The sequence below is a fragment of the Pseudarthrobacter siccitolerans genome, from assembly GCF_001046895.1.
Taxonomy (GTDB): Bacteria; Actinomycetota; Actinomycetes; order Actinomycetales; family Micrococcaceae; genus Arthrobacter; species Arthrobacter siccitolerans.
The window spans coordinates 13,262-33,752 of sequence record NZ_CAQI01000025.1 but is presented as its reverse complement, the minus strand read 5'-3'; the positions used below and the strand labels follow the sequence as shown (position 1 = coordinate 33,752).

The 20,491-nt window shown below is 65.8% G+C and carries 20 protein-coding genes and 1 pseudogene; 13 read left to right on the top strand and 8 right to left on the bottom strand.

All coding sequences use genetic code 11. The features are described 5' to 3' along the window. Positions 1-73 precede the first annotated feature (73 nt). The 3 genes and pseudogenes from ARTSIC4J27_RS00655 to ARTSIC4J27_RS23080 all read left to right on the top strand — a co-directional run. On the top strand, positions 74-1,720 hold the full coding sequence (locus tag ARTSIC4J27_RS00655; protein WP_235436468.1) for an aldehyde dehydrogenase (NADP(+)): 1,647 nt from the start codon (positions 74-76) through the stop codon (positions 1,718-1,720). A 135-nt stretch (positions 1,721-1,855) separates the two neighbouring features. Further along, a complete protein-coding gene (locus ARTSIC4J27_RS00650; RefSeq protein ID WP_161799503.1) occupies positions 1,856-2,626 on the top strand; it encodes a HupE/UreJ family protein in 771 nt (256 codons plus the stop codon). Positions 2,627-2,638: 12 nt separating this feature from the next. Continuing rightward, positions 2,639-2,759, top strand: a pseudogene (locus ARTSIC4J27_RS23080) (aldehyde dehydrogenase family protein); the annotation flags it as partial. 8 nt (positions 2,760-2,767) lie between these two features. Here the strand turns inward: ARTSIC4J27_RS23080 and ARTSIC4J27_RS00645 are convergent. From ARTSIC4J27_RS00645 to ARTSIC4J27_RS00615, 7 genes are all read right to left on the bottom strand, one after another. Further along, positions 2,768-3,154, bottom strand: coding sequence for a hypothetical protein (locus ARTSIC4J27_RS00645; RefSeq protein ID WP_050053284.1), 387 nt, complete (start codon positions 3,152-3,154; stop codon positions 2,768-2,770). 192 nt (positions 3,155-3,346) lie between these two features. After that, positions 3,347-3,787 carry a heat shock protein transcriptional repressor HspR gene (locus ARTSIC4J27_RS00640; RefSeq protein WP_083435230.1) on the bottom strand — a complete coding sequence of 147 codons (441 nt, stop codon included), beginning with the start codon at positions 3,785-3,787 and terminating at the stop codon, positions 3,347-3,349. Positions 3,788-3,800: 13 nt separating this feature from the next. Further along, a complete protein-coding gene (locus ARTSIC4J27_RS00635; protein ID WP_200900727.1) occupies positions 3,801-4,772 on the bottom strand; it encodes a DnaJ C-terminal domain-containing protein in 972 nt (323 codons plus the stop codon). 271 nt (positions 4,773-5,043) lie between these two features. Continuing rightward, positions 5,044-5,757, bottom strand: coding sequence for a nucleotide exchange factor GrpE (locus ARTSIC4J27_RS00630; RefSeq protein WP_050053283.1), 714 nt, complete (start codon positions 5,755-5,757; stop codon positions 5,044-5,046). Positions 5,758-5,759: 2 nt separating this feature from the next. Continuing rightward, positions 5,760-7,637: a molecular chaperone DnaK gene (gene dnaK / locus ARTSIC4J27_RS00625; RefSeq protein ID WP_050053282.1), complete on the bottom strand. Its 1,878-nt coding sequence runs from the start codon at positions 7,635-7,637 to the stop codon at positions 5,760-5,762. 249 nt (positions 7,638-7,886) lie between these two features. Beyond that, complete coding sequence (locus ARTSIC4J27_RS00620) at positions 7,887-8,183, bottom strand: hypothetical protein (RefSeq protein WP_050053281.1); 297 nt, start codon at positions 8,181-8,183, stop codon at positions 7,887-7,889. A gap of 225 nt (positions 8,184-8,408) precedes the next feature. Beyond that, positions 8,409-10,616, bottom strand: a complete 2,208-nt coding sequence (locus ARTSIC4J27_RS00615; protein ID WP_050053280.1) for an MMPL family transporter — start codon at positions 10,614-10,616, stop codon at positions 8,409-8,411. 202 nt (positions 10,617-10,818) lie between these two features. On the opposite strand from ARTSIC4J27_RS00615, the gene ARTSIC4J27_RS00610 reads away from it, so the two are divergent. The 9 genes from ARTSIC4J27_RS00610 (at position 10,819) to pabB (ending at position 17,869) form a co-directional block, all read left to right on the top strand. Continuing rightward, positions 10,819-11,361 carry a MarR family winged helix-turn-helix transcriptional regulator gene (locus ARTSIC4J27_RS00610; protein ID WP_083435249.1) on the top strand — a complete coding sequence of 181 codons (543 nt, stop codon included), beginning with the start codon at positions 10,819-10,821 and terminating at the stop codon, positions 11,359-11,361. Between the two features lie 65 nt (positions 11,362-11,426). Continuing rightward, positions 11,427-12,245: a methyltransferase domain-containing protein gene (locus tag ARTSIC4J27_RS00605; RefSeq protein WP_050053278.1), complete on the top strand. Its 819-nt coding sequence runs from the start codon at positions 11,427-11,429 to the stop codon at positions 12,243-12,245. A gap of 81 nt (positions 12,246-12,326) precedes the next feature. Further along, the gene (locus tag ARTSIC4J27_RS00600; RefSeq protein ID WP_235436467.1) at positions 12,327-12,626 is read left to right on the top strand and encodes a type II toxin-antitoxin system Phd/YefM family antitoxin; all 300 of its coding nucleotides are present in this window, start codon (positions 12,327-12,329) and stop codon (positions 12,624-12,626) included. Next, a complete protein-coding gene (locus ARTSIC4J27_RS00595) occupies positions 12,623-13,015 on the top strand; it encodes a type II toxin-antitoxin system VapC family toxin (protein ID WP_050053277.1) in 393 nt (130 codons plus the stop codon). Before ARTSIC4J27_RS00600 ends, ARTSIC4J27_RS00595 begins: the two co-directional genes overlap by 4 nt. A 22-nt stretch (positions 13,016-13,037) precedes the next feature. Further along, on the top strand, positions 13,038-13,661 hold the full coding sequence (locus ARTSIC4J27_RS00590; protein WP_050053276.1) for a LysE family transporter: 624 nt from the start codon (positions 13,038-13,040) through the stop codon (positions 13,659-13,661). Positions 13,662-13,789: 128 nt separating this feature from the next. Then, complete coding sequence (locus tag ARTSIC4J27_RS00585) at positions 13,790-14,326, top strand: low molecular weight protein-tyrosine-phosphatase (protein ID WP_050053275.1); 537 nt, start codon at positions 13,790-13,792, stop codon at positions 14,324-14,326. 114 nt (positions 14,327-14,440) lie between these two features. Next, positions 14,441-15,556 carry a GTP-binding protein gene (locus ARTSIC4J27_RS00580; protein ID WP_050053274.1) on the top strand — a complete coding sequence of 372 codons (1,116 nt, stop codon included), beginning with the start codon at positions 14,441-14,443 and terminating at the stop codon, positions 15,554-15,556. Positions 15,557-15,606: 50 nt separating this feature from the next. Then, positions 15,607-15,729, top strand: a complete 123-nt coding sequence (gene ykgO, locus ARTSIC4J27_RS00575) for a type B 50S ribosomal protein L36 (RefSeq protein ID WP_050053273.1) — start codon at positions 15,607-15,609, stop codon at positions 15,727-15,729. 16 nt (positions 15,730-15,745) lie between these two features. Beyond that, entirely contained in the window at positions 15,746-17,869 is a 2,124-nt protein-coding gene (gene pabB, locus ARTSIC4J27_RS00570) for an aminodeoxychorismate synthase component I (RefSeq protein ID WP_050053272.1), read from the top strand. 71 nt (positions 17,870-17,940) lie between these two features. Here the strand turns inward: pabB and cls are convergent, their stop codons facing one another. After that, the gene (gene cls / locus ARTSIC4J27_RS00565; RefSeq protein ID WP_050053271.1) at positions 17,941-19,413 is read right to left on the bottom strand and encodes a cardiolipin synthase; all 1,473 of its coding nucleotides are present in this window, start codon (positions 19,411-19,413) and stop codon (positions 17,941-17,943) included. A 96-nt stretch (positions 19,414-19,509) separates the two neighbouring features. Here cls and ARTSIC4J27_RS00560 point away from each other — a divergent pair, with 96 nt between their 5' ends. Next, complete coding sequence (locus ARTSIC4J27_RS00560) at positions 19,510-20,439, top strand: aminodeoxychorismate lyase (protein WP_050053270.1); 930 nt, start codon at positions 19,510-19,512, stop codon at positions 20,437-20,439. Positions 20,440-20,491 lie beyond the last annotated feature (52 nt).

The following is a 20,491-nucleotide window of genomic DNA, read 5'->3' as shown; positions in this document are numbered from 1 at the left end:
GCAGCGGCAACCGCCGCTGCCGGTTGTCCGGCACCGCTCTTCCATAGCCCGCCACCGTCCCGAAAGAATCATCGTGACCCTCACTGGACATTCCCTTATTGCCGGGCAGCCGGTCGTTGGCGAAGGCAAGACGACCTTCGGCTTCAACCCGGCCACCAACCAGGCCCTGGAGCCCACCTACACGCTGCTCACCGAGGACCAGCTCAAGGCAGCCACCGCCGCCGCAGCCGAAGCTTTCCCCTCCTTCTCCACCCTTGACCCCGGGACCCACGCCGCCTTCCTCGAAGCCATCGCAGACAACATCGAAGCCATCGGCGAGGAACTCATCACCCGCGCCGGCCAGGAAACCGGCCTGCCCGCCGCCCGGCTCCAGGGAGAGCGTGCCCGCACCACCGGCCAGCTGCGCCTCTTCGCCACCGTGATCCGGCAGGGCGACTACCGCGGCGTCCGCATCGACCCGGCCATCCCGGACCGCACCCCCCTGCCCCGCGCCGACATCCGCCAGCGCCAGATCCCGCTCGGCCCCGTCGCCGTGTTCGGCGCCAGCAACTTCCCCCTGGCCTTCTCGACGGCGGGCGGAGACACCGCCTCCGCCCTCGCCGCCGGCTGCCCCGTCGTCTTCAAAGCCCACAACGCCCACCCCGGTACCAGCGAACTCGTCGGCCACGCCATCACCAAAGCCGTCAAAGACAACGGGCTCCACCCCGGCGTGTTCTCCCTGGTCTACGGCCCCGGCTCCAGCATCGGCCAGGCCCTCGTGGCCGACGCCGCCATTAAGGCCGTCGGCTTCACCGGCTCCCAGGCCGCCGGCACCGCCCTGATGCGCACCGCCGCCGCACGCCCCGAACCCATCCCGGTCTACGCGGAAATGTCCTCCCTGAACCCGGTCTTCGTCTTCGAAGGCGCCCTCAAAGGCCCCGCCGAACACATCGACGCCCTCGCCCGGCAGTACGTCGCCTCCGTCACAGGCAGCTCCGGCCAGCTCTGCACCTCCCCCGGCCTGCTGTTTGCCCCGGCAGGCGAGGCAGGGGACAAACTCGCCGCCGCCGTCGGCCGCGCCGTTTCCGCCTGCTCCGGGCAGACCATGCTCACCGAAGGCATCGCCGAGTCCTGGAACGCCGGCACCGAAAACCTCGGCGGCGCTGAAGGCGTCCAGCTCATCGGCCAGGGCACCCCCGGCCCCACCGAGAACGCACCCGCGCCGGCCATCTTCGGCACCGGCGTCACCGAATTCACGTCCAACCCGGTCCTGCACGAGGAAATCTTCGGCGCCGCCTCCCTGGTAATCCGCTATTCCTCCGTCGAGGACCTCCTCCAGGCCACCCGCCGCATCGAAGGCCAGCTCACCGCCTCCCTGCAGCTCACCGAAGAGGACTACCCGACAGCGGCCCGCCTCCTGCCCGTCCTCGAACAGAAAGTCGGCCGCATCATCGTCAACGGCTGGCCCACCGGCGTCGAAGTCGGCCACGCCATGGTCCACGGCGGCCCCTTCCCCGCCACCTCCGACTCCCGCACCACCTCCGTCGGCACCCTCGCCATCAACCGCTTCCTCCGCCCTGTCGCCTACCAGAACCTCCCCCAGGAACTCCTCCCCGAAGCCCTGCAGGACGCCAACCCCTGGCACCTGAACCGGCGGATCAACGGCGAAACAGTTGGCGTGAACTGCAGGACTCCTCGATCACTATTCCCGCTTCAGTCGAACCTCATAGCATCAATCTGAGTTTCCCTTTTCGGAAAGCGGCACCCTTCGGAATGACCGAGCAGATTGAAAACGGGATTGGCAGGCTCCGACGTCAACGCCAGGAATCCTCGCCGCTCCCCTCGGCTCACATGGATGCGCGAGTACCATATCCGCATGGAAGCCCTTCACATTGCGCCAGGTGAAGGGGACGCGCTGGGCAGTTTCGGAAGCATGTTCGTTCACGGAATGCAGCACATCCAGGGCGGCACTGACCACCAGCTGTTTCTGCTCACCCTTTTGCTGGTGGCGCCGCTGATGGCTTCCGGCCACCGTTGGGCCGGAGCTGCGCGGGTGAAGGATGCCGTACACCGTATCGCAGGTATGACCCTCGCTTTCACGGTGGGACATTCGGTCACGCTGGCTTTAGGCACCCTCGGCGTTCCGGTTCCCAGCGGGCCCGTCGAAGCGCTCATCGCGGTCAGCATCCTCGTCGCAGCTGCCCACGCCATCGCGCCTATTTTCCCCGGCCGGGAGACCTTCGTTGCGGGATTCTTCGGCCTGATCCACGGCCTGGCTTTCTCGAACACCCTCCGCGAATTCGACCTCAGCGGACTCAATCTCGGGCTCTCGCTCCTCGCGTTCAACCTGGGTATTGAAGCCATGCAGCTGGCAGTGGTTGGCCTGGTACTCCCGCCCCTGATCCTGATCGCCAGGGCAGGCCGCTACACCGTCCTGCGCCTGGTCTCGGCGTCAGTGTCGGCCATCGCTGCCGTGGGTTGGCTCCTGGCCCGGCTAGGGCTGCCAAATACTGTGGGCGATGTGGCCGACAGGTTTGGCCTGGTTTCGCTCCCCGCGCTGGTGGTGCTGCTGTGGATCGCTGCCCTCCTCAGCTTTTCCTTCGCCCGGGACCAGGACGAAACAGTCGCCGTCCGGAGGGTCGAATAAGGCTGCCAGCCCAACAAGCACGGCGCGGCGGACCCGCGGATCCCCTTCGGCGGGGCCAAACAGTCCGGCTACGGCCTCGAGTTCGGCACCGAAGGCCTCAAAAGCCCTCGGCGTACCGCAGGTCATCAACGGTGATAGGGCTCACCCCATCGCGGGGGCGGCGGCGGTCCGGCCCGAGAGCTGGCGCCGGGCCCAGCGGGCGAGCTTTTTGCCCTTGCCCTTCCACCAGTTGTCCTCGTCCTTGTCGTGGTGCAGCCGGAAGATGATGGCCATCAGCACAAACATGCCCATCACCACATCGATCCAGGAAGCCAGCACCAGGGCAATCAGGACGGTCACCCCGTTGGCAATGATGGACGGAACGGCAAGGGTCCGGAAAACAGTGCTGGCCACGTAGCGCCGGTGGGACCGCGGCACGGACAGGGCACGCATCATGTCAAAGCACACGCACACCACCACCACCGTTTGGCCGAGGGCCAGCAGGATCTGGCCGGGCATCGAGCCGCTGAACGAGGCCACAGCTTCCATGCCCGGGCTCATCGGAAAACCCCGGCGCCTTTGCGGCAGGAAACCTGCCCATGGGTACCAAACATAAAAACCCCCAGAAACTTGGAACCACTGCTGCTGATCCAGCGGCAGTGGTTCCATTCAAGTTTCCGGGGGTAAAAGCGTCACGAGTAGTGGGTACTCGAATTTCGGCCGGCCCTTTTGAAGCGGTACCTATTGTCCGATCGCGCGCGGCCGCCAGAGCACCACGGCCTGGGACCGCGGCCGGGGGCGCTGGCCGCGGGCCAGGCTGACCACGTCTCCCGCTGCGCCTGCCGCAAAGATCCGGGAATCGAACGGCTGCGGACGGCGGCTGAGTTCCTCCGAAAGTTCCGAGACCCGGCGCTGCAGGGCTGCCACCTGGTTTTCGAGTTCCAGGATCCGCTTGATGCCTTCGAGCGAGACGCCTTCCTGGGACAGCCGCTGCACTTCGCGCAGCATGTTGACGTCCCGCTGCGAGTACCGGCGGGACTTGCCGGGCGCGCGGCTGGGCGAAACGATGCCCAGCCGGTCGTACTGGCGGAGCGTCTGGGGGTGCATGTCCGCCAGTTCAGCCGCCACCGAGATCACAAAGATCGGCTGGTCTGAGTTGATGTTCGCGGCGTTGAAGTCCACGGCTCACCCGCTGCTAAAGCCGGGCCTTGGCGGCCAGGCCCTCTCGGACGTCGGCATCGGAGGTGGCCTCGGCAAACGCCTTGACCGCGGCTTCGGCGTCCTTGTTCAGGTTCTTGGGAACCGCGACGTCGATGGTCACCAGCAGGTCACCGGTGCCCTTGGACGTCTTCACGCCTTTGCCCTTGACCCGCAGGGTACGGCCCGACGGCGTCCCGGCCGGCACCCGGACGCGCACCTTTTCGCCCTCGATCGTGGGCACTTCGATGTCGGCGCCCAGGGCAGCCTCCGGAAAGGTGACCGGAACGTGGATGCGCAGGTTGTCGCCGTCGCGCGTGTAGAAAGCGTGCGGCTGGACCGAGACGGTCACCACCAGGTCGCCATTGCCGGCCGGACCGGGCTGGCCCTTGCCGCGCACCCGGACCTTCTGGCCGTCCTTGATGCCGGCGGGAACGCGGACGTCGATGACGTCACCGCTGGGCTCGCGCAGTCCGATCGTGGTGCCCTTGATGGATCCTGCAAACGAGATGCTGGTGGACGCTGTCCGGTCCGCACCCTTCTGCGGGGCTCGCTGGAAGCCCGTCTGGCCAAAACCGCCGCCGAACAGGTCGGCGAACTCGGGTGGAATGCCGCCGGCTGACGGGTTGAAGCCGCCCGCGTGCCTGCCGGTGTTGCCTGTGAAGAGGCCGCCGAACAGGTCCTCGAACCCGCCGTTTGCGGCACCGGCGCCGCCGGGAGCAAAGCGGGCTCCGCCGCCCATCGCCCGGATAGCATCGTACTGCTGCCGCTCGTCGGGATCGGAAAGTACGGAATAAGCCTCGGAGATGTCCTTGAACTTCTTCTCGGAAGCAGTGTTCCCCGAGTTCGTATCAGGGTGATGCTGCCGCGCAAGCTTCCGGTAGGCCTTCTTAATGTCGGCGTCGGAAGCGTCCTTGGCAACACCAAGGATCTTATAAAAGTCCTTGTCCACCCAGTCCTGGCTAGCCAATGGCGTTTCCTTTCGAAGTCTTCTAACTAACAGCTCTCCGCGGTACAGGGGCCCCCGCCCCTTCGCGTGGCGGCTGGGTCCTTGCGGACCTCAGCCGCCACGCTCCGGCAGGCCCGATGCCACTCCCGGGGCCCCTGTACCGCTGCGAGCTTTGTGGTTACCTCACCTTAGGCGAGATGACCGCCGGCGCGGAGGCCGGATAGGGGGCGGCGGTGTGGAGGGCACCGCGGAGCGGGCACCGCCCCCTATCCGGCGTAGCGCCTGGTGACCGTCAGGCAGGGACAGCCACAATCACTTGCGCCGCGCGGAGGACTCGGTCGCCTGACTTGTAGCCGGAGCGGAGTACCTGGCTGACGGTGTCGACTTCCAGGTCTTCGCCGGGCTGCTGGATGAGGGCCTCGTGGATCGTGGGATCGAACTCCACGCCGGTCTCATCGATGCGTACCAGGCCGTAGGTCTTCAGCGCGTTCTCCAGCTTGGTGGCGATCGCGGCGAAGGGTCCGTCCGTGAGGTCACCGTGCTGGCGGGCTGCGTCAATATCGTCCAGGACCGGCAGCAGCGAGTTCAGGACGCCGATGACGGCCATCTCCCCTGCCACGGCCCGGTCGCGTTCAACGCGCTTGCGGTAGTTGACGTACTCGGCCTGGAGGCGGAGGAGGTCGTTCTTCAGCTCGACTGCCTCGGCGCTGCCTGCCCCTGCGGGAACACCCTGGGCCACGGATTCCTCAGCCGGCACCTCGACGCCGTTGAGGATTTCCTCGGCCTGGGCCAGGGCGTCGCCGTCGGAATCCCCGGAAGGGTCACCCGGGACGGACTGGCCGCCCTCGGCGTGACCTCCCTCGGGGTGCCGGGCCTGGCCGGTCACCGGGTCAACCTTGCGGTTGTCCCGAATGACCGGTTCCTGGCGGCCGTTGCCCTGCTGCTCCTGGAGGTGCTCTTCACGGGGTGCCGTGTTGTGCTCTTCCTCGTTACCGTGGTGCGGCATGGTTACTTCTTCGCTTCGTCTTCGTCGATGATTTCGGCGTCGACGATGTCCTCGTCGGCAGCCTTGTCGCCTGCGGCACCACCTGCGGCGCCTTCAGCACCTGCGGAAGCACCGGCACCGTCCGGGGAACCGGCCTGGGCGTAGATGGCCTCGCCCAGCTTGGTCTGCGATGCCTGCAGCTTCTCGAACGCGGACTTCACTGCGGCGTCATCGGTGCCTTCGAGTGCCTTCTTCAGGTCGTCGACGTCGGTCTGAACCTCGGTCTTGACCTCTTCAGGCAGCTTGTCGGCGTTGTCGGCAATCAGCTTGTCCACGGAGTAGGCGAGCTGCTCGGCGGAGTTGCGGGTGTCGGTTGCCTCGCGGCGGGCCTTGTCCTCGGCGGCGTGCTCCTCGGCGTCACGGACCATGCGGTCGATGTCTTCCTTGGAGAGCGCGGTGCCGCCGGTGATGGTCATGGACTGTTCCTTGCCGGTGCCCTTGTCCTTCGCGGAGACGTGGACGATGCCGTTGGCGTCAATGTCGAAGGTGACCTCGATCTGCGGGATGCCGCGCGGAGCCGGCGCGATGCCGGTCAGCTCGAACGTGCCCAGCGGCTTGTTGTCGCGGGTGAACTCACGCTCGCCCTGGAAGACCTGGATGGCCACGGACGGCTGGTTGTCGTCAGCGGTGGTGAAGGTCTCGGACCGCTTGGTGGGGATGGCGGTGTTGCGCTCGATCAGGTGCGTCATCACGCCACCCTTGGTTTCGATGCCGAGGGACAGCGGGGTGACGTCGATCAGCAGGACGTCCTTGCGCTCACCCTTCAGCACACCGGCCTGGAGGGCTGCACCAACGGCCACAACCTCATCAGGGTTCACGCCCTTGTTCGGCTCCTTGCCGCCGGCCAGTTCCTTGACCAGATCGTACACGGCGGGCATACGGGTGGAGCCACCCACGAGCACGATGTGGTTGATGTCGGAGAGCTTGATGCCGGCTTCCTTGATCACGTCGTGGAACGGCTTCTTGGTGCGCTCCAGCAGGTCCTTGGTGAGGTCCTGGAACTTGGCGCGGGTCAGCTGCTCGTCCAGGTGGACCGGGCCGTCGGGGGTGACGGAGAGGTACTGGAGCGAGACGTTGGTGCTGGTGGAGGAGGAGAGTTCCTTCTTGGCCTGCTCGGCTGCTTCGCGGAGGCGCTGCAGGGCGATCTTGTCCTTGGACAGGTCGATGCCCTTGACCTTGAGCTGGTTCAGCAGGTAGTCAACAACGCGCTGGTCCCAGTCGTCGCCGCCCAGGCGGTTGTCGCCCGCGGTGGCGCGGACCTGGATGGTGGAGAAGTTGTCTTCGTCTTTGCCGACTTCCAGCAGGGAGACGTCGAAGGTGCCGCCGCCAAGGTCGAAGACCAGGATGAGTTCGTCTTCCTTGCCCTTGTCCAGGCCGTACGCGAGAGCTGCGGCGGTGGGCTCGTTGACGATGCGCAGGACGTTCAGGCCTGCGATTTCGCCGGCCTCCTTGGTGGCCTGGCGCTCGGCGTCGTTGAAGTACGCGGGGACGGTGATGACGGCGTCGGTGACCTTTTCACCCAGGTAGGACTCGGCGTCGTTCTTCAGCTTCATGAGGATACGCGCGGAGATTTCCTGCGGGGTGTACTTCTTGCCGTCGATGTCCACCTTCCAGTCAGTGCCCATGTGGCGCTTGACCGAAGCGATGGTGCGGTCGATGTTGTTGACAGCCTGGCGCTTGGCGATCTCGCCGACCAGCACCTCGCCGGACTTGGAGAATGCAACGACGGACGGCGTGGTGCGGCCACCCTCGGCGTTGGCAATTACGGTGGGCTCGCCACCTTCGAGAACGGAGACGACGGAGTTGGTGGTTCCGAGGTCGATACCTACTGCACGTGACATGTGTTGCTTCCTTCTTTCCTTGGAAACTTGCTGGCGCCCCAATGATTGAGCGTTCTGCACTCAACTTTACTCAGGGCACCGACGATGTCAATCCAAGTTGAGTGAAGTACGCTCAACTTTGCTCTTGGCAGGAAATAGGAAGGCTGTCTTTACCTTGAAATTCAGGGGGTTAACGGCCGACGGCGGTCCTCCGTTCGCTGTTGGAGAACCGCGCCGCCGGACTGCTGTTCTTGCGGTTGCCTAACGCTGCTACCTGTCGTTGTCGCTGTGGCCGTGCAGGGGACCACGCTCCTCGGCGGTGGTGTTCACCTGCCCGTCGGTGAGCCGCTCGCGGACGGCGTCCGCTTCGTGCGCGGTACCGGCGGTACCGGCGTCGCCGTAATCCCCGTCCGGGTATTCGGCTTCCGCGAGGTTCCCGGCGGGCTCGCCCACAGTTCCGGCATCACCGTAATCGCCGTCCACGTACTGCCCGCCCTCGCCTTCAAGTCCGGGGGCCGTGCTTCCCCTGCGGGCCTCTTCGCCGGGAGTTTCCGGGTTCTCAGTCATGGTGCATCTCTCCTTTGAGTTCCGCGTCCATGCGGGCGCACTTGCAGTCTAATCAGCGTGAACTTCCGCCGACAGGGGCCGCCGGCTGCCCCCGCATACACCTCAGCCAGGCGTGTCACTCAGGGCAGGCTTTTGGCCCGGCAGCGCCGCCGAGGGCCCGGAAAACCGGGACCGCGGCGGCAATCGGGGCCCAAAAGCCTGCTGTGCGTGACGCCGGGAGAGGGACTACAGGCGGCCGGCGCCTTCAAGGTCAGTCTCGGGACTGCCGCTGGACTCGCGCTGCACTGCCGCGTCCAGTTCCGGCCGGCCCAGCTTGCCCGGCCACCAGATCCGCGGACCGATGTCGTAAGCCAGGGCAGGAACCAGCAGCGAGCGCACCAGAACGGTGTCCAGCAGCACCCCGAAGGCCACGATGAAGGCGAGCTGCACCAGGAACATGATCGGGATGACGCCGAGGGCGGCGAAGGTTGCGGCCAGGACAACTCCGGCCGACGTGATGACTCCGCCGGTGACGCCAAGCCCGCGGAGGATGCCGGGCCGGGTGCCGTGCTTCAGGGATTCCTCGCGGACCCGGCTCATCAGGAAGATGTTGTAGTCCACTCCGAGCGCCACCAGGAACACAAAGCCGAACAGCGGGACAGTGGCATCCGCGCCCGGGAAGCCGAAGATGTTGTTGAAGACGAAAGCGGAGACGCCCATGGCCGCGGCGTAGGACAGCACCACCGAGAGCACCAGCAGGACCGGCGCCACAACGGAGCGCAGCAGCAGCATCAGGATAAAGAGGATCACGATCAGGACCACCGGGATGATGATCACCAGGTCCCGTTGCGCGGTGGTATTGGTATCCAGTGCGGTGGCGGTCACGCCTCCCACGAGCGCATCCGGATCAACCGCCTTCACCTCGGTGCGGAGCGCCTTGACGGTCTCCTCGGCCTCCAGGGAATCCGCTGCGTTGTTCAGCGTGGCGTTAATCAGCACCTTTCCGTCCCGGACGTCCGGGGCGCTGGGGGCACCGGGGGCTCCGGTGATGGGCACCGAACCCTGGGCCAGCAGATAGGCCTCGCCCACGCCGTCGGCCGCCTTCACCCTGTCCAGCACCTCCTGCGCCTTCCCCTGGTCCGCAACCACGACGGCGGGGCTGCCGCTGCCGGCGTCAAAATGGCGCGCCAGCGCGTCCTGGCCGTCCACAGCGTTGGACGCCGTGAGGATAACGTCCGTCTGCGGGACGCCGTTGGCCTTCAGCTGGAGCAGGCCGCCCGCGGCAACCACCAGCAGCAGGACCGAGGCCACCCAGACAGTCCGGGGCCGGCGGGACACCAGCGAGCCGGTGGCACGCCACAAGCCCTTCTGGCCCTCCAGCCCGGTGACAAGCTCGGGCGCACGCTGGTCCGCCGGGACGAGCTTGGGCCGGAACGGCCAGAACGCGGCGCGGCCCAGCAGCGCCATCAGGGCGGGCAGCAGGGTGAGGGCGGCGAACAGCGAGCAGAGGATGCCGGCCGCGGCCACGGGACCCAGCGCTTTGTTGGAGTTCAGATCGGAGAAGAGCAGGCACAGGAGCGCGATGATCACGGTGGCGCCGGAGGCCAGGATGGGCTCGAACGAGGCCTTCCAGGCTGTCAGCACGGCGGCGGTGCGGTTGGTGGTGTGGGTCAAAGCTTCCCGGAACCTCGCCACAAACAGCAGGGCGTAGTCCGTGGCGGCACCGATCACCAGGATGGACAGGATGCCCTGGCTCTGCCCGTTGAGCTGGATCCACCCGGCCTTGGCCATACCGAAAACCAGCAGGATGGCCGCGCACAGGGCGAAGACAGAGGTCAGCAGCACCACGATGGGCAGCAGGAGCGAGCGGTACACCACCAGCAGGATCACAAACACGGCGCCGAGCGCCACCAGCAGGAGGATGCCGTCGATGCCGGCGAATGCTGCGGTGAGGTCGGCCGCCAATCCTGCGGGACCGGTGACGTAGGTCTTGATGCCCTCCGGAGCTGATTCGGTGACCGTGTCCCGCAGTTCCTGGACAACCTCCTTCACCTCTTTGGAAGAGTCGATTGGGACGATGAACTGCACGGCCTTGCCGTCCTCCGACGGGATGGGCCCAATGACCGCGCTGCCCGCGTCCAGCCCCTCGAGTTCCGTCCTCAGGCTGGCAAATTCGCCGAGCTGGGCAGGCGTCAGGGCTTCATCGCTTTCCAGGACGATGACGCCGGGCACCTCATCCGAATCCCGGAACTTTGATTGCCAGTCCTGGGCTGCCGTGGCCTCGGCACTGGCAGGCAGGAACGATGCCTGGTCGTTGGACGAGACCTCGTCCAGGCGGCCGAACGTTGGTCCACCGACGCCTGCGAGCGCCAGCCACGTCAGGACGAGGATGACGGGGACCAGCCAGCGCAGCCAGAATGGCACGCGCTCCTTGGCCGGGGAATGGGATTTCATGATGCCTTCCGGACAGCGACGGGAGTAGGATTGATTCCATACTAGAGTATCTCCACCATAGAGATAAGTGCTGGGCTAGCTTTTTCTTCCCGCGGCCGATACGGAGGGGTGTGGGTGGCTGAAGTAATATCCGTCAGTACGGCCGGACGCTTCAGGTGCTTCGCCCGGTAATAACTCATGCGGCAGGAATTTGGAGGTGGACGTGGCTGGCAACAGGACTCCCGCCGCGCCCGAACCTCCCCAAGGCCGGCCGGGCGCACCGCTTCAGGGACCGCCCCCAGTCGGGGGCCCGCACCCGCTGATCCGGCTCCTTCAGGAATTCACGCTCGAGGCCAACCGCTACGTGGACGCGGCCGGCGGCCGGAAGGACATGCACCGGACTGACCTGAACGCGCTGGCAGTCATCATGCGCCACACGGCCAACGGCGGCACCGTTACGCCCGGGCTTCTGCGGAAGGAACTGAACCTCAGCTCCCCGGCCACCACCGCACTGATTGACCGGCTGGACAGCTCCGGACATGTGGTCCGGGAGCGGGACAGCTCCGACCGCCGGCAGGTCCACCTCCGCATGACGCCAAAAGCCTTTGAGGAAGGCGGCGCCATCTTCGCTCCGCTCTCCCGCCGGATGGGCAGCGCGATGACCGGCTTCTCCACGGAGGAACTGGAAACTGTGACCCGCTTTATGACCGCGATGGTGGAAGCCACAGTGGCGGCCCGGGAAGAACCAAACACCCCACCCAGCTGACTGGCATGTGACGGCCCGGCATTTTGCCACGTCAAATGCCACCCGGTTGGGAGTAGCGTTTGGTTATGAGTGCGCAGCAGCCTGAAGACGACGTTTACACGCACGGCCACCACGAGTCGGTGGTCCGCGCCCATGCCGCCAGGACCGCGGAGAATTCGGCCGCGTTTGTCCTGCCGCACCTTACGCCCGGAACGGACCTGCTCGACGTCGGCTGCGGTCCGGGCAGCATCACCTGCGATTTCGCGGGGCTGGTAAGCCCCGGCAAGGTCATCGGCCTGGACCGCTCGCCGGACATTATTGCCCAGGCCGAGGCCCTTGCCGTTGAGCGTGAGGTAGCGAACGTGGAATTCGTTGCCGGCAACATCTATGACCTGCCCTTCGAGGACGAGTCCTTCGACGTCGTGCACGCCCACCAGGTGCTGCAGCACCTGACTGATCCCGTGGAGGCGCTGCGGGAGATGCGCAGGGTGGCAAAGCCCGGCGGGATTGTCGCCGTGCGTGACGCCGACTTCCACGGCATGAGCTGGTACCCCGCCATCCCTGAGCTGGATGAGTGGATGGAGCTTTACCAGCGCATCGCGCGCAGGAACGGAGCAGAGCCCGACGCCGGGCGGCGGCTGGTGAGCTGGGCGCAGTCTGCGGGCTTCACCGACGTCGCGCCCACCAGCAGCAACTGGCTTTACGCCACCGGGCAGCAGCGCCGGTGGCAGGCGCGCGTGTGGGGCGAGCGGGTGCTCCATTCCGCCTTCGCAGAACAGGCACTCGAATACGGCTTCTCCAATCCCGCGGACCTGGCCAGGATCTCGGCCGGCTGGCACCGCTGGGGATCAACAGACGACGGCTGGTTCCTGATTCCCAATGGCGAGGTCATCGCCCGGGGTTAGGAACTCCCGCGGAGCTCCAGGTTTTCCACATAGGCGCTTTCCCGGGCGCCAGGGCTGCCATCCGGCCAATATCGTCGGGCCATGGACTATTACGGCGACAACGAATACTGGGCGGAGCCTTATCAGGTGGAGATTGACCAACTAGAGTTGGTCAACATGGGACAGTACAACGTCCAGGAAGCAAAAACGCGCTTGTCCGAGCTGTTGAACCAGGTGGAGAACGGCGAGGATGTGGTCATTGCCAAAGCAGGCAGGCCGGTTGCCAGGCTGGTGAAAATCGAGCGCCCCCACAAGCGGGAACTTGGCTTCCTGGGGCCTCTTCACATCCCTGATGAGTTTTACGGGCCTTGGAGCGACGAGGAGATGGGAACCACGGAATGACGAGGCTTCTCCTCGACACCCATGTTTTCCTGTGGGCGGTCGCCGAACCGAAGCGGCTCTCAAGCAAAGCCCGGAGCTCGATTACCAAACTGGAGAACCAAATCTTCGTCTCGCCGGTCACCGCTTACGAGCTGTCCTACAAGCACCGGCAAGGCAAATTGCCCTTTGGAGCGGCGATCATCACGAGCTTTGGACGGCAGGTCGCCCACCTTTACGCTTCAGAGCTGGCAATCTCTTCCCCACACACCTTGGCCGCAGGGCAACTGGACTGGGACCACAAGGACCCCTTTGACCGGATGCTTGCGGCCCAGGCCATGGTGGAGGGGCTTACCCTCGTTACCGCGGATGAAAACCTGCAGGTCTTCGAGCCTGTGGCAACCCTCTGGTAATTCCTGGCACTAAGCTTGGCTGGTGCAATTTTCCCTTTGGCTCGCCCTGGCGGGTGCCGGCGTCCTGATCAGCTTCACACCCGGCGCCGGAGCCATCAACACGATGAGCAACTCGTTGAACGCCGGCTTCCGGCGTTCCATGTGGGGAATCCTCGGCCAGCAGGCAGCCCTGGTAATCCATGTGGTGATCGTGGCCCTTGGGGTGGGAGTCCTGGTGGCAAGTTCGCCCATCGCCTTCAACGTCATCCGCTATTCCGGCGCGGCATACCTGGTCTATCTGGGCGTCAGGCAGTTCCTCGCCAAGCCGGACCTCGAGCAGGAGAAGATTGCGGGACTCCGGAACGAGCCCGCCTGGTCCATCTTCCGGCGCGGATTCTGGGTAAACCTGCTGAACCCCAAGGCGATCATCTTCTTCCTCGCGTTTATGCCCCAGTTCATCCGTCCCGAGCAACCCCTCCTGGCGCAGTATGCAGTCCTGACGGCGACGATCGTTGCCATCGACATCGTGGTGATGTGGTTCTTCTTCGCAGCGGCCGCCAGATCGTTTGAGAGGTTCACCCACAGCGCCCGCGGCCAGCTGGTCCTCAACCGGTCCTTCGGCGCGCTGTTTGTGGCAGTGGGAATCCTGCTGGCCCTGCTTCACTGACCTCCACTGCGCACAGGCCCTGCAACCCGGCAGGGAAATGACGAATAAGCACAGCTTCTTTACAAAACAGTCAACCTTTATGAACCCATGGCTAGCCAAAGGGCCTGTTAGCGCTCATGCTTGGGTCTATGAACTCAACGTCGAGCCCATACCGTGTTATCGCCGTCTGCACCGGAAACATCTGCCGGTCCCCCATGGCCGAGCTGATGCTTGCCAATGAGCTGGAACGCGAAGGGCTGGGCGGCCTGGTATCCGTTGATTCGGCAGGCACTACTGGCTACGAGGCCGGCAGGCCCATAGATCCCCGGGCCGCACGGCGCCTGGGGGCCACCCAACTCGCGTGGGACAAACACATTGCCCGCGAGTGGCAGCACTCCTGGTTCCGGGAACGCGACCTGATCCTCGCCTTGGACATTGACCACCACGCCTGGCTAAGCGAGTCCGCCCCGGACCAGGAGTCGCGGAACAAGATCCGCATGCTGCGCAGCTTTGATCCGCGGCTGGCGGACAAGGACCTGCTGGACCAGGGGATTGAGGATCCCTGGTACGGCGGGCAGGCCGACTTCGACGTCGTCTGGCACCAGGTCCATAACGCCCTGCCCGGGCTGGTGGAATACATCAAAGTGGCCGTACTGAAAAACGCTCAGCTCCAGCGGCAGCACTGACAGGAAAAGCAACACCCGCAACAGTATCCGCAGCCAAGGGAAGGAACCGCGGCGCGCTACTCGAAAGCAGACTTCACTTGTAGTTGAGAATCATTCTCAACTAGTATCGACGGCATGAACCTCATTGTCGTCAGTTCCCTCGATGCACTCTGCCGGCAGCAGGCGTGCGAAAACCTCGCGGCAGCCCGTCCCGGCAGCCTGGTGGTCCTTCACGACCTGCTGGAGAGCGGCCTCGTGATCCGGCGCGTCTTCAGCGGCCGCACTCTCCTTGAACGCGAGGAGACCATGCTGGAGCACGGGTGCCTGAGCTGCGCGGTACGGCTGGACCTGGTGCCCAGCATCGAGCGGCTGAGCAAAACCGCCGTGGGCCCTATCGTCATCGGCCTTCCCCCTGCCGTGCCTGCATCAGCGGCGGTGTCCGCACTGCGGCGTGCCCTGTCCCGGCCGGCAGCCGTGGATTCTGTGGTCCTCGCCTGCTCTCCCGACGCACTGGAGGACCACATCTGGGATGCGCACACCCTGTTTGAATCAGGTTTCACCCCGCTGCCGGAAGACGAACGGACCCCGGGTGAATTCCTGCTGGGTGAACTCGCCTTCGCGGATACTGTGCTCCTCGCCGAGCCGGACATCGTTCCGCCGGATCCGCTGGGCCGGGAGCGCGGGCTGCACCTGATCCGTGAACTCGCCCCGCATGCTGAGGTGGCGCCTGACGCGGCGGCTGTCCATGGGGGGCTGCACCGCTACACGGACGCGTTGTCCAGGACGGCCCCCGGAAACGCGTTTGCGCCCAGCCCGTCCCCCGTAAGATCGGGATCGCCGTTTGCCACCGTGTTCCTCAGGGTGGAGCGGCCCCTGCACCCCAGGAGGTTCCGGCAGGTGCTGGCAACACTTGCAGAAGGGTGCTGTGTCCTGCGCGGCCAGCTGTGGATGGCCTCCGCACCCGCATGCCGGATAGCCATCCAGGGCATCGGCCCCCGTGTGTGGCTGGAAAACCTGGGTCCATGGCCTGAGGACACCCCCGCGAGCGGCGAGCAGCTGGCGGCCCACGGCCCGGCCGCGACTGTCATCGCCGCGACGGGTGAGGGCCTGGACCCGGCGGAGTTCGAGGGCCTGCTCGTCTCCTGCCAGCTCACCGACGAGGAACTCGCTGCCGGCGGCAATGGGCTTCACGATCCGTTCGGACTGTTTCCGCTTGCAGAAAGCACGGCGCAAGAGGGCTCCGCCGGTTAGCTGAACGCCTGCACACCAATCCACCAACACCCCAACAAAAGGAGCACACCATGAAGGTCAGGAACTCACTCCGCGCCCTGAAGAAAATCCCGGGCGCCCAGATTGTCCGGCGGCGCGGAAAGACGTTCGTCATCAACAAAAAGAACCCCCGGATGAAAGCCCGGCAGGGATAACGGTACGCTCTAATCCATGAGCCCAGCCCCCGTCATCATTGCCATCGACGGGCGCTCGGGCGCAGGGAAGACCACCCTCGCCGTCGAACTGGCGGCACGGCTGCGCGCCCACCACAAGGTTTCCCTGTTCCACCTCGAGGACATCTACCCGGGCTGGAACGGGCTGCTGGCGGGCATCGACCGCTACGTCGCCACGGTTCTGGAACCCCTGAGCCGTGGCGACGCCGCCACCTGGACCAGCTGGGACTGGGAAAGGCATTACGACGGCGATTCCCGGGTCACGCTGCCCGCCGAGATTGTGATCGTTGAGGGCGTAGGCGCGGCCGCCGCCGCGGCGCGGCCCCTGCTCAGCGCCGTCATCTGGGCGGACTCACCTGATGACATCCGCCGGTCGCGCGCCCTGGACCGCGACGGCGGAACCTACGAACCCTACTGGGACCAGTGGGCTGCGCAGGAAGAGGAGTGGCTGGGCGCCGACGACGTCCCTCAGCATGCAGACGTGCGCGTGCTGAACCGCGCCGACGGGTCTGCCCCGACCGACGTGCTGCAGCTTCTCCCCTACCTGCCCTCACTCGCTCCCGCACTGGCCCCCGAACTTTCGGCCCGGCGTGCCCTCAGCCTCCACGCCCACCGCCTGGACGGCCGCCCGGACGCCGCCTCCTTGTTCAGTTCCCTCTATGGCGCCTCGGCGAATGCCGTCTGGCTGGATTCTTCAAACGCCGGTGCTCCCGGCGCAGGCTTTTCCAGCGGGGCCACTGCCGGGGAGGGCGCTGCCCGGGAGGAGCGGGTCACATCTGCGGCCGCCGGGCGCAGCCGCTTCAGCATCATGGCGGATGACGGTGGCCTGCTCGGCCAGTCCGTGACCCATCGTTCCGGCACCAGCAGCATCCGGGCAGGCTGCGCCTCGGCCACAATGGAAGGCCCTTTCTTCCGCTGGCTGGACACCGTCTGGGGCGACGCGGCCGTCAAAACCCCGGACGGCTACCCGGGCGAATTCACGCTGGGCTGGCTCGGCTGCCTGGGGTACGAACTCAAACGGGAAACCGGCGGCACTGATCATTCCGCTCCCACCCCTGACGCCGCACTGGTCTTCGCCGGAAGGGCTGTGGTCCTGGACCACGCGGAAGGAGCCGCATGGTTGCTGGCCCTCGACGCCCCCGATTGCCACGAATGGCTCAACGAAGCCCGCGCAGCAGTCGAAAACGCTTCCGGTCCGGCAGCCCAACCGGCCCGCCACGCCCATGCCGACGGCAGCACCGGCGTCGTACTTCCCCAAGCGCCCGCCTTCAGAAGCCGGGACACGGGTGCGGCATACCGTGAGAAGATCGCTGCCGCCCAGCACGAAATCGCTGAAGGAAACACCTACGAGGTGTGCCTGACCACCATGCTGTCGGCCCGGATCCCGGCGGAAGCGCTGGACCCCTGGCGGGCCTATCTGGCCTTGCGCCGCAAGAACCCGGCGCCCTTTGCCAGCTACCTGCGGTTCGGCAGCCTGGCCGTGGCCAGCACGTCGCCCGAGCGCTTCCTCAAGATAGCCTCCGACGGCGGCATGCGCGCGGAACCCATCAAAGGCACCCGCCGCCGTGCCTCCGATCCGGCGGAGGACGCCGCGCTGCGCAGCGATCTTGAGACGTCCCTGAAGGACCGCGCCGAGAACATCATGATTGTGGACCTGCTGCGGAACGACCTCAGCCACTTCGCCGTCCCAGGCTCCGTGACCGTCAGCCGGCTCTGCGCCATCGAAAGTTACGCCACCGTCCACCAGATGGTGAGCACCATCGACGCGCACTTGCAGCGCGGATCGTCGCGGGCCGAGGCGGTGGCAGCGTGTTTTCCTGCCGGCTCCATGACCGGTGCGCCGAAGATCAGCACCATGGCCATCCTGGACCGGCTTGAAGGCGACGGTCGCGGGCTCTATTCCGGTGCCATCGGCTACTTCTCGCTGAACGGGGCGACGGACCTCGCCGTCGCCATCCGGACGCTGGTGACCAGGGCCGTTGGCGACGGGACCGCGGAACTGACCCTCGGCGTCGGCGGCGCCATCACGGCCGACTCTGTGCCCGACGAGGAGTACGAGGAAATCCGCACCAAGGCCTTCGGGGTCCTCTCGACGCTGGGCGCGGAGTTCCCCGACGCCTGAAACCCTTGGAGTTTTTGTCCAGATATGCAGGCTTGGAGGCCTCCGAAGTCGGCATATGTGGACAAAAACTCCTACTGGACCGTCGCCGTCAGCCGCGCCACGTTGTCCACGTACCGCGTGGCCAGCGGCCGCTTGAGCCAGTCGGCCAGTTTGAGCTCATGCGAAATATCCCGGTAGGTGTCCTCCACGGCACGCATTTTCGTGACGATGTCTTCGCCGAGCAGCATCACGGACACTTCCAGGTTGAGCGAGAACGAGCGCATGTCCATGTTGCTGGAGCCGAGGACCGCCACCTCGTCGTCGATAGTGAAGTGCTTGGCGTGGAGCACAAACGGGGCCTTGTAGAGGTAGATCCGGACGCCGGCCTCCAGCAGGGCCTCGTAGTAGGAGCTCTGGGCGTGGTGGACCAGGAACTGGTCGCCCTTTTCCGAGACGAACAGTTCCACGTCCACGCCCCGCTGGGCCGCGGTGGTGATGGCGTACAGGAGCGAATCGTCGGGCACGAAGTACGGGCTGCAGATGGAGATCCGGTGCTGGGCGGAATAGATGAGCGTGTTGAAGAGCCGCAGGTTGTTCTCGGTGATGAAGCCGGGGCCGCTGGGCACCACCTGCGCCGTGACGTTGCCAGGGTGCGGGTTGGAGGGGAGCTGCAGCTGGTGTTCCAGGGACTCGTCGGTTTCGCTCAGCCAGTCGGTGGCAAAAACAACATTCAGGGTGGTGACGATTGGACCGCGCAGGCAGGCCATCAGCTCCACCCATTCGCGGCCGGCCTTCCGGTGGCGGGGGTTGTTGTAGGAGGGCTCGATCAGGTTCTGTGAGCCGGTGAACGCGATTTCGCCGTCGATCACCATGATCTTGCGGTGGTTGCGCAGATCCGGCCGGCGCCACTGCCCGTGGATGGGCAGGAGCGGGAGCATCCGCTTCCACTGGATCTTTCCGGCACGAAGCCGCTTGAGCAGGTTCCGGTACCCCTTCACGCGAAGGGTGCCGATGTGGTCGAACAGCACCCGGACTTCCACGCCGCGCTCGGCGGCTTCCTCGAGGGCTGTCATCAGTTCGTCCGTGATGTGGTCCGTGCTCATGATGTAGAACTCGGCGTTGACGAACTTTTTCGCCTTCCGCACGGCCTTGGTCATCTCAAGGATCGAGTCCGGGTACCCCGGGATCAGGTCCACCGAGTTGCCGTCCACCATGGGCAGCGAGCCCAGCCGCCGGTTCAGCTCCGCCGCGGAGCGCACCCATTCAGGTCCGGGATAGTGGCTCTCGACGTCGGCGAGCGAGGAAATTCCGGCCCGCACCCTTTCATTGACCTGTTGCTGCTGCTGCCGGCGGCGGCTGGACAGCTTGAAGTTGCCGAACAACAGGAACAGGATGATGCCCACAAAGGGCACAAAGAAGATGCCCAGCAGCCACGCCATGGCGGTAGTGGGCCGCCGGTTGCCCGGGATGATGCCGACGGCGAGCACCCTGATCACCAGGTCGGCAGCAGCAAGCAGCACCACCACCCACGTCGGCGCGGTACCGGCAAGCGAAAATGGCCACAACACGTGAATAACCCCCGGAGGACGGCTCCCGCCGGACGGGTTCCGGCCGGGGCACTCCGCCCAGCTTATCCATGGGGGCCGCACTAAGCTGGACCCATGACCTCTCCAGCCCACGTGGTTCTCGTCTTCCTCGATCCAGCCTTCCCCGACGGCCGGCCTGCCGATGCGTCCCAGCCCCAGCTGCTGGTGACGGATCAGGGCGCCACGCGGGGCGACGGAATCTTTGAGACCATGCTCGCCGTGGGCGGCGCCGTCCGGAAGATCCAGGCGCACCTGGACCGCCTTGCCGGCTCCGCCGAGGCCTTGGACCTGGCCATCCCCGGCGAGGAGGAGTGGCGCCGCGCCATCACCGCAGCTGTTTCCGCGCACCGGTCGCAGCACCCGCCGGCCTCCGCCGCTGACGACGAACTGGTGGTGAAGCTCGTGGTGACCCGCGGCGTGGAGGGCGCTTCCACACCAACCTCCTGGGTCCAGGTGTCCCCTGCCGGCGCTGCGGGCCGCCGCCAGCGCGAGACCGGCATCGACGTCATCCTGCTGGACCGCGGCTACGACAGCGATGTTGCCGAGCGCGCACCGTGGCTGCTGCTTGGTGCGAAAACCCTCTCCTACGCCGTCAACATGGCTGCGTTGCGTTATGCCCGCAAGCAGGGCGCCGACGACGTCATCTTCACCTCCTCCGACGGGCGGGTCCTTGAGGGCCCCACGTCAACAGTGCTGATGGCACACGTGGAAACGTCCGACGGCGGCACGTCTGTTAAGCGCCTCATCACGCCCCAGCTGGACAGCGGCATCCTCCCCGGCACCTCCCAGGGCGCACTGTTCGCCGCCGCGAAGGCTGCGGGCTGGGAGTTGGGCTACGGGCCGCTGGAGCCGCAGGACCTGCTGGACGCAGACGCCGTCTGGCTGATTTCGAGCGTGCGGATGCTTGCGCCGGTCAACCGGATCGACGGCACGGAGATTGGCACGCCGTCCGTAAAGAAAGAGTTGACTGCCGAACTAAACGAGCTGTTCGCCGGCATTCAGTAGTTGCCGGTATTACGGCATCTTCCTGGAACGGTAAGGGCGGAGCGCCCGGTTC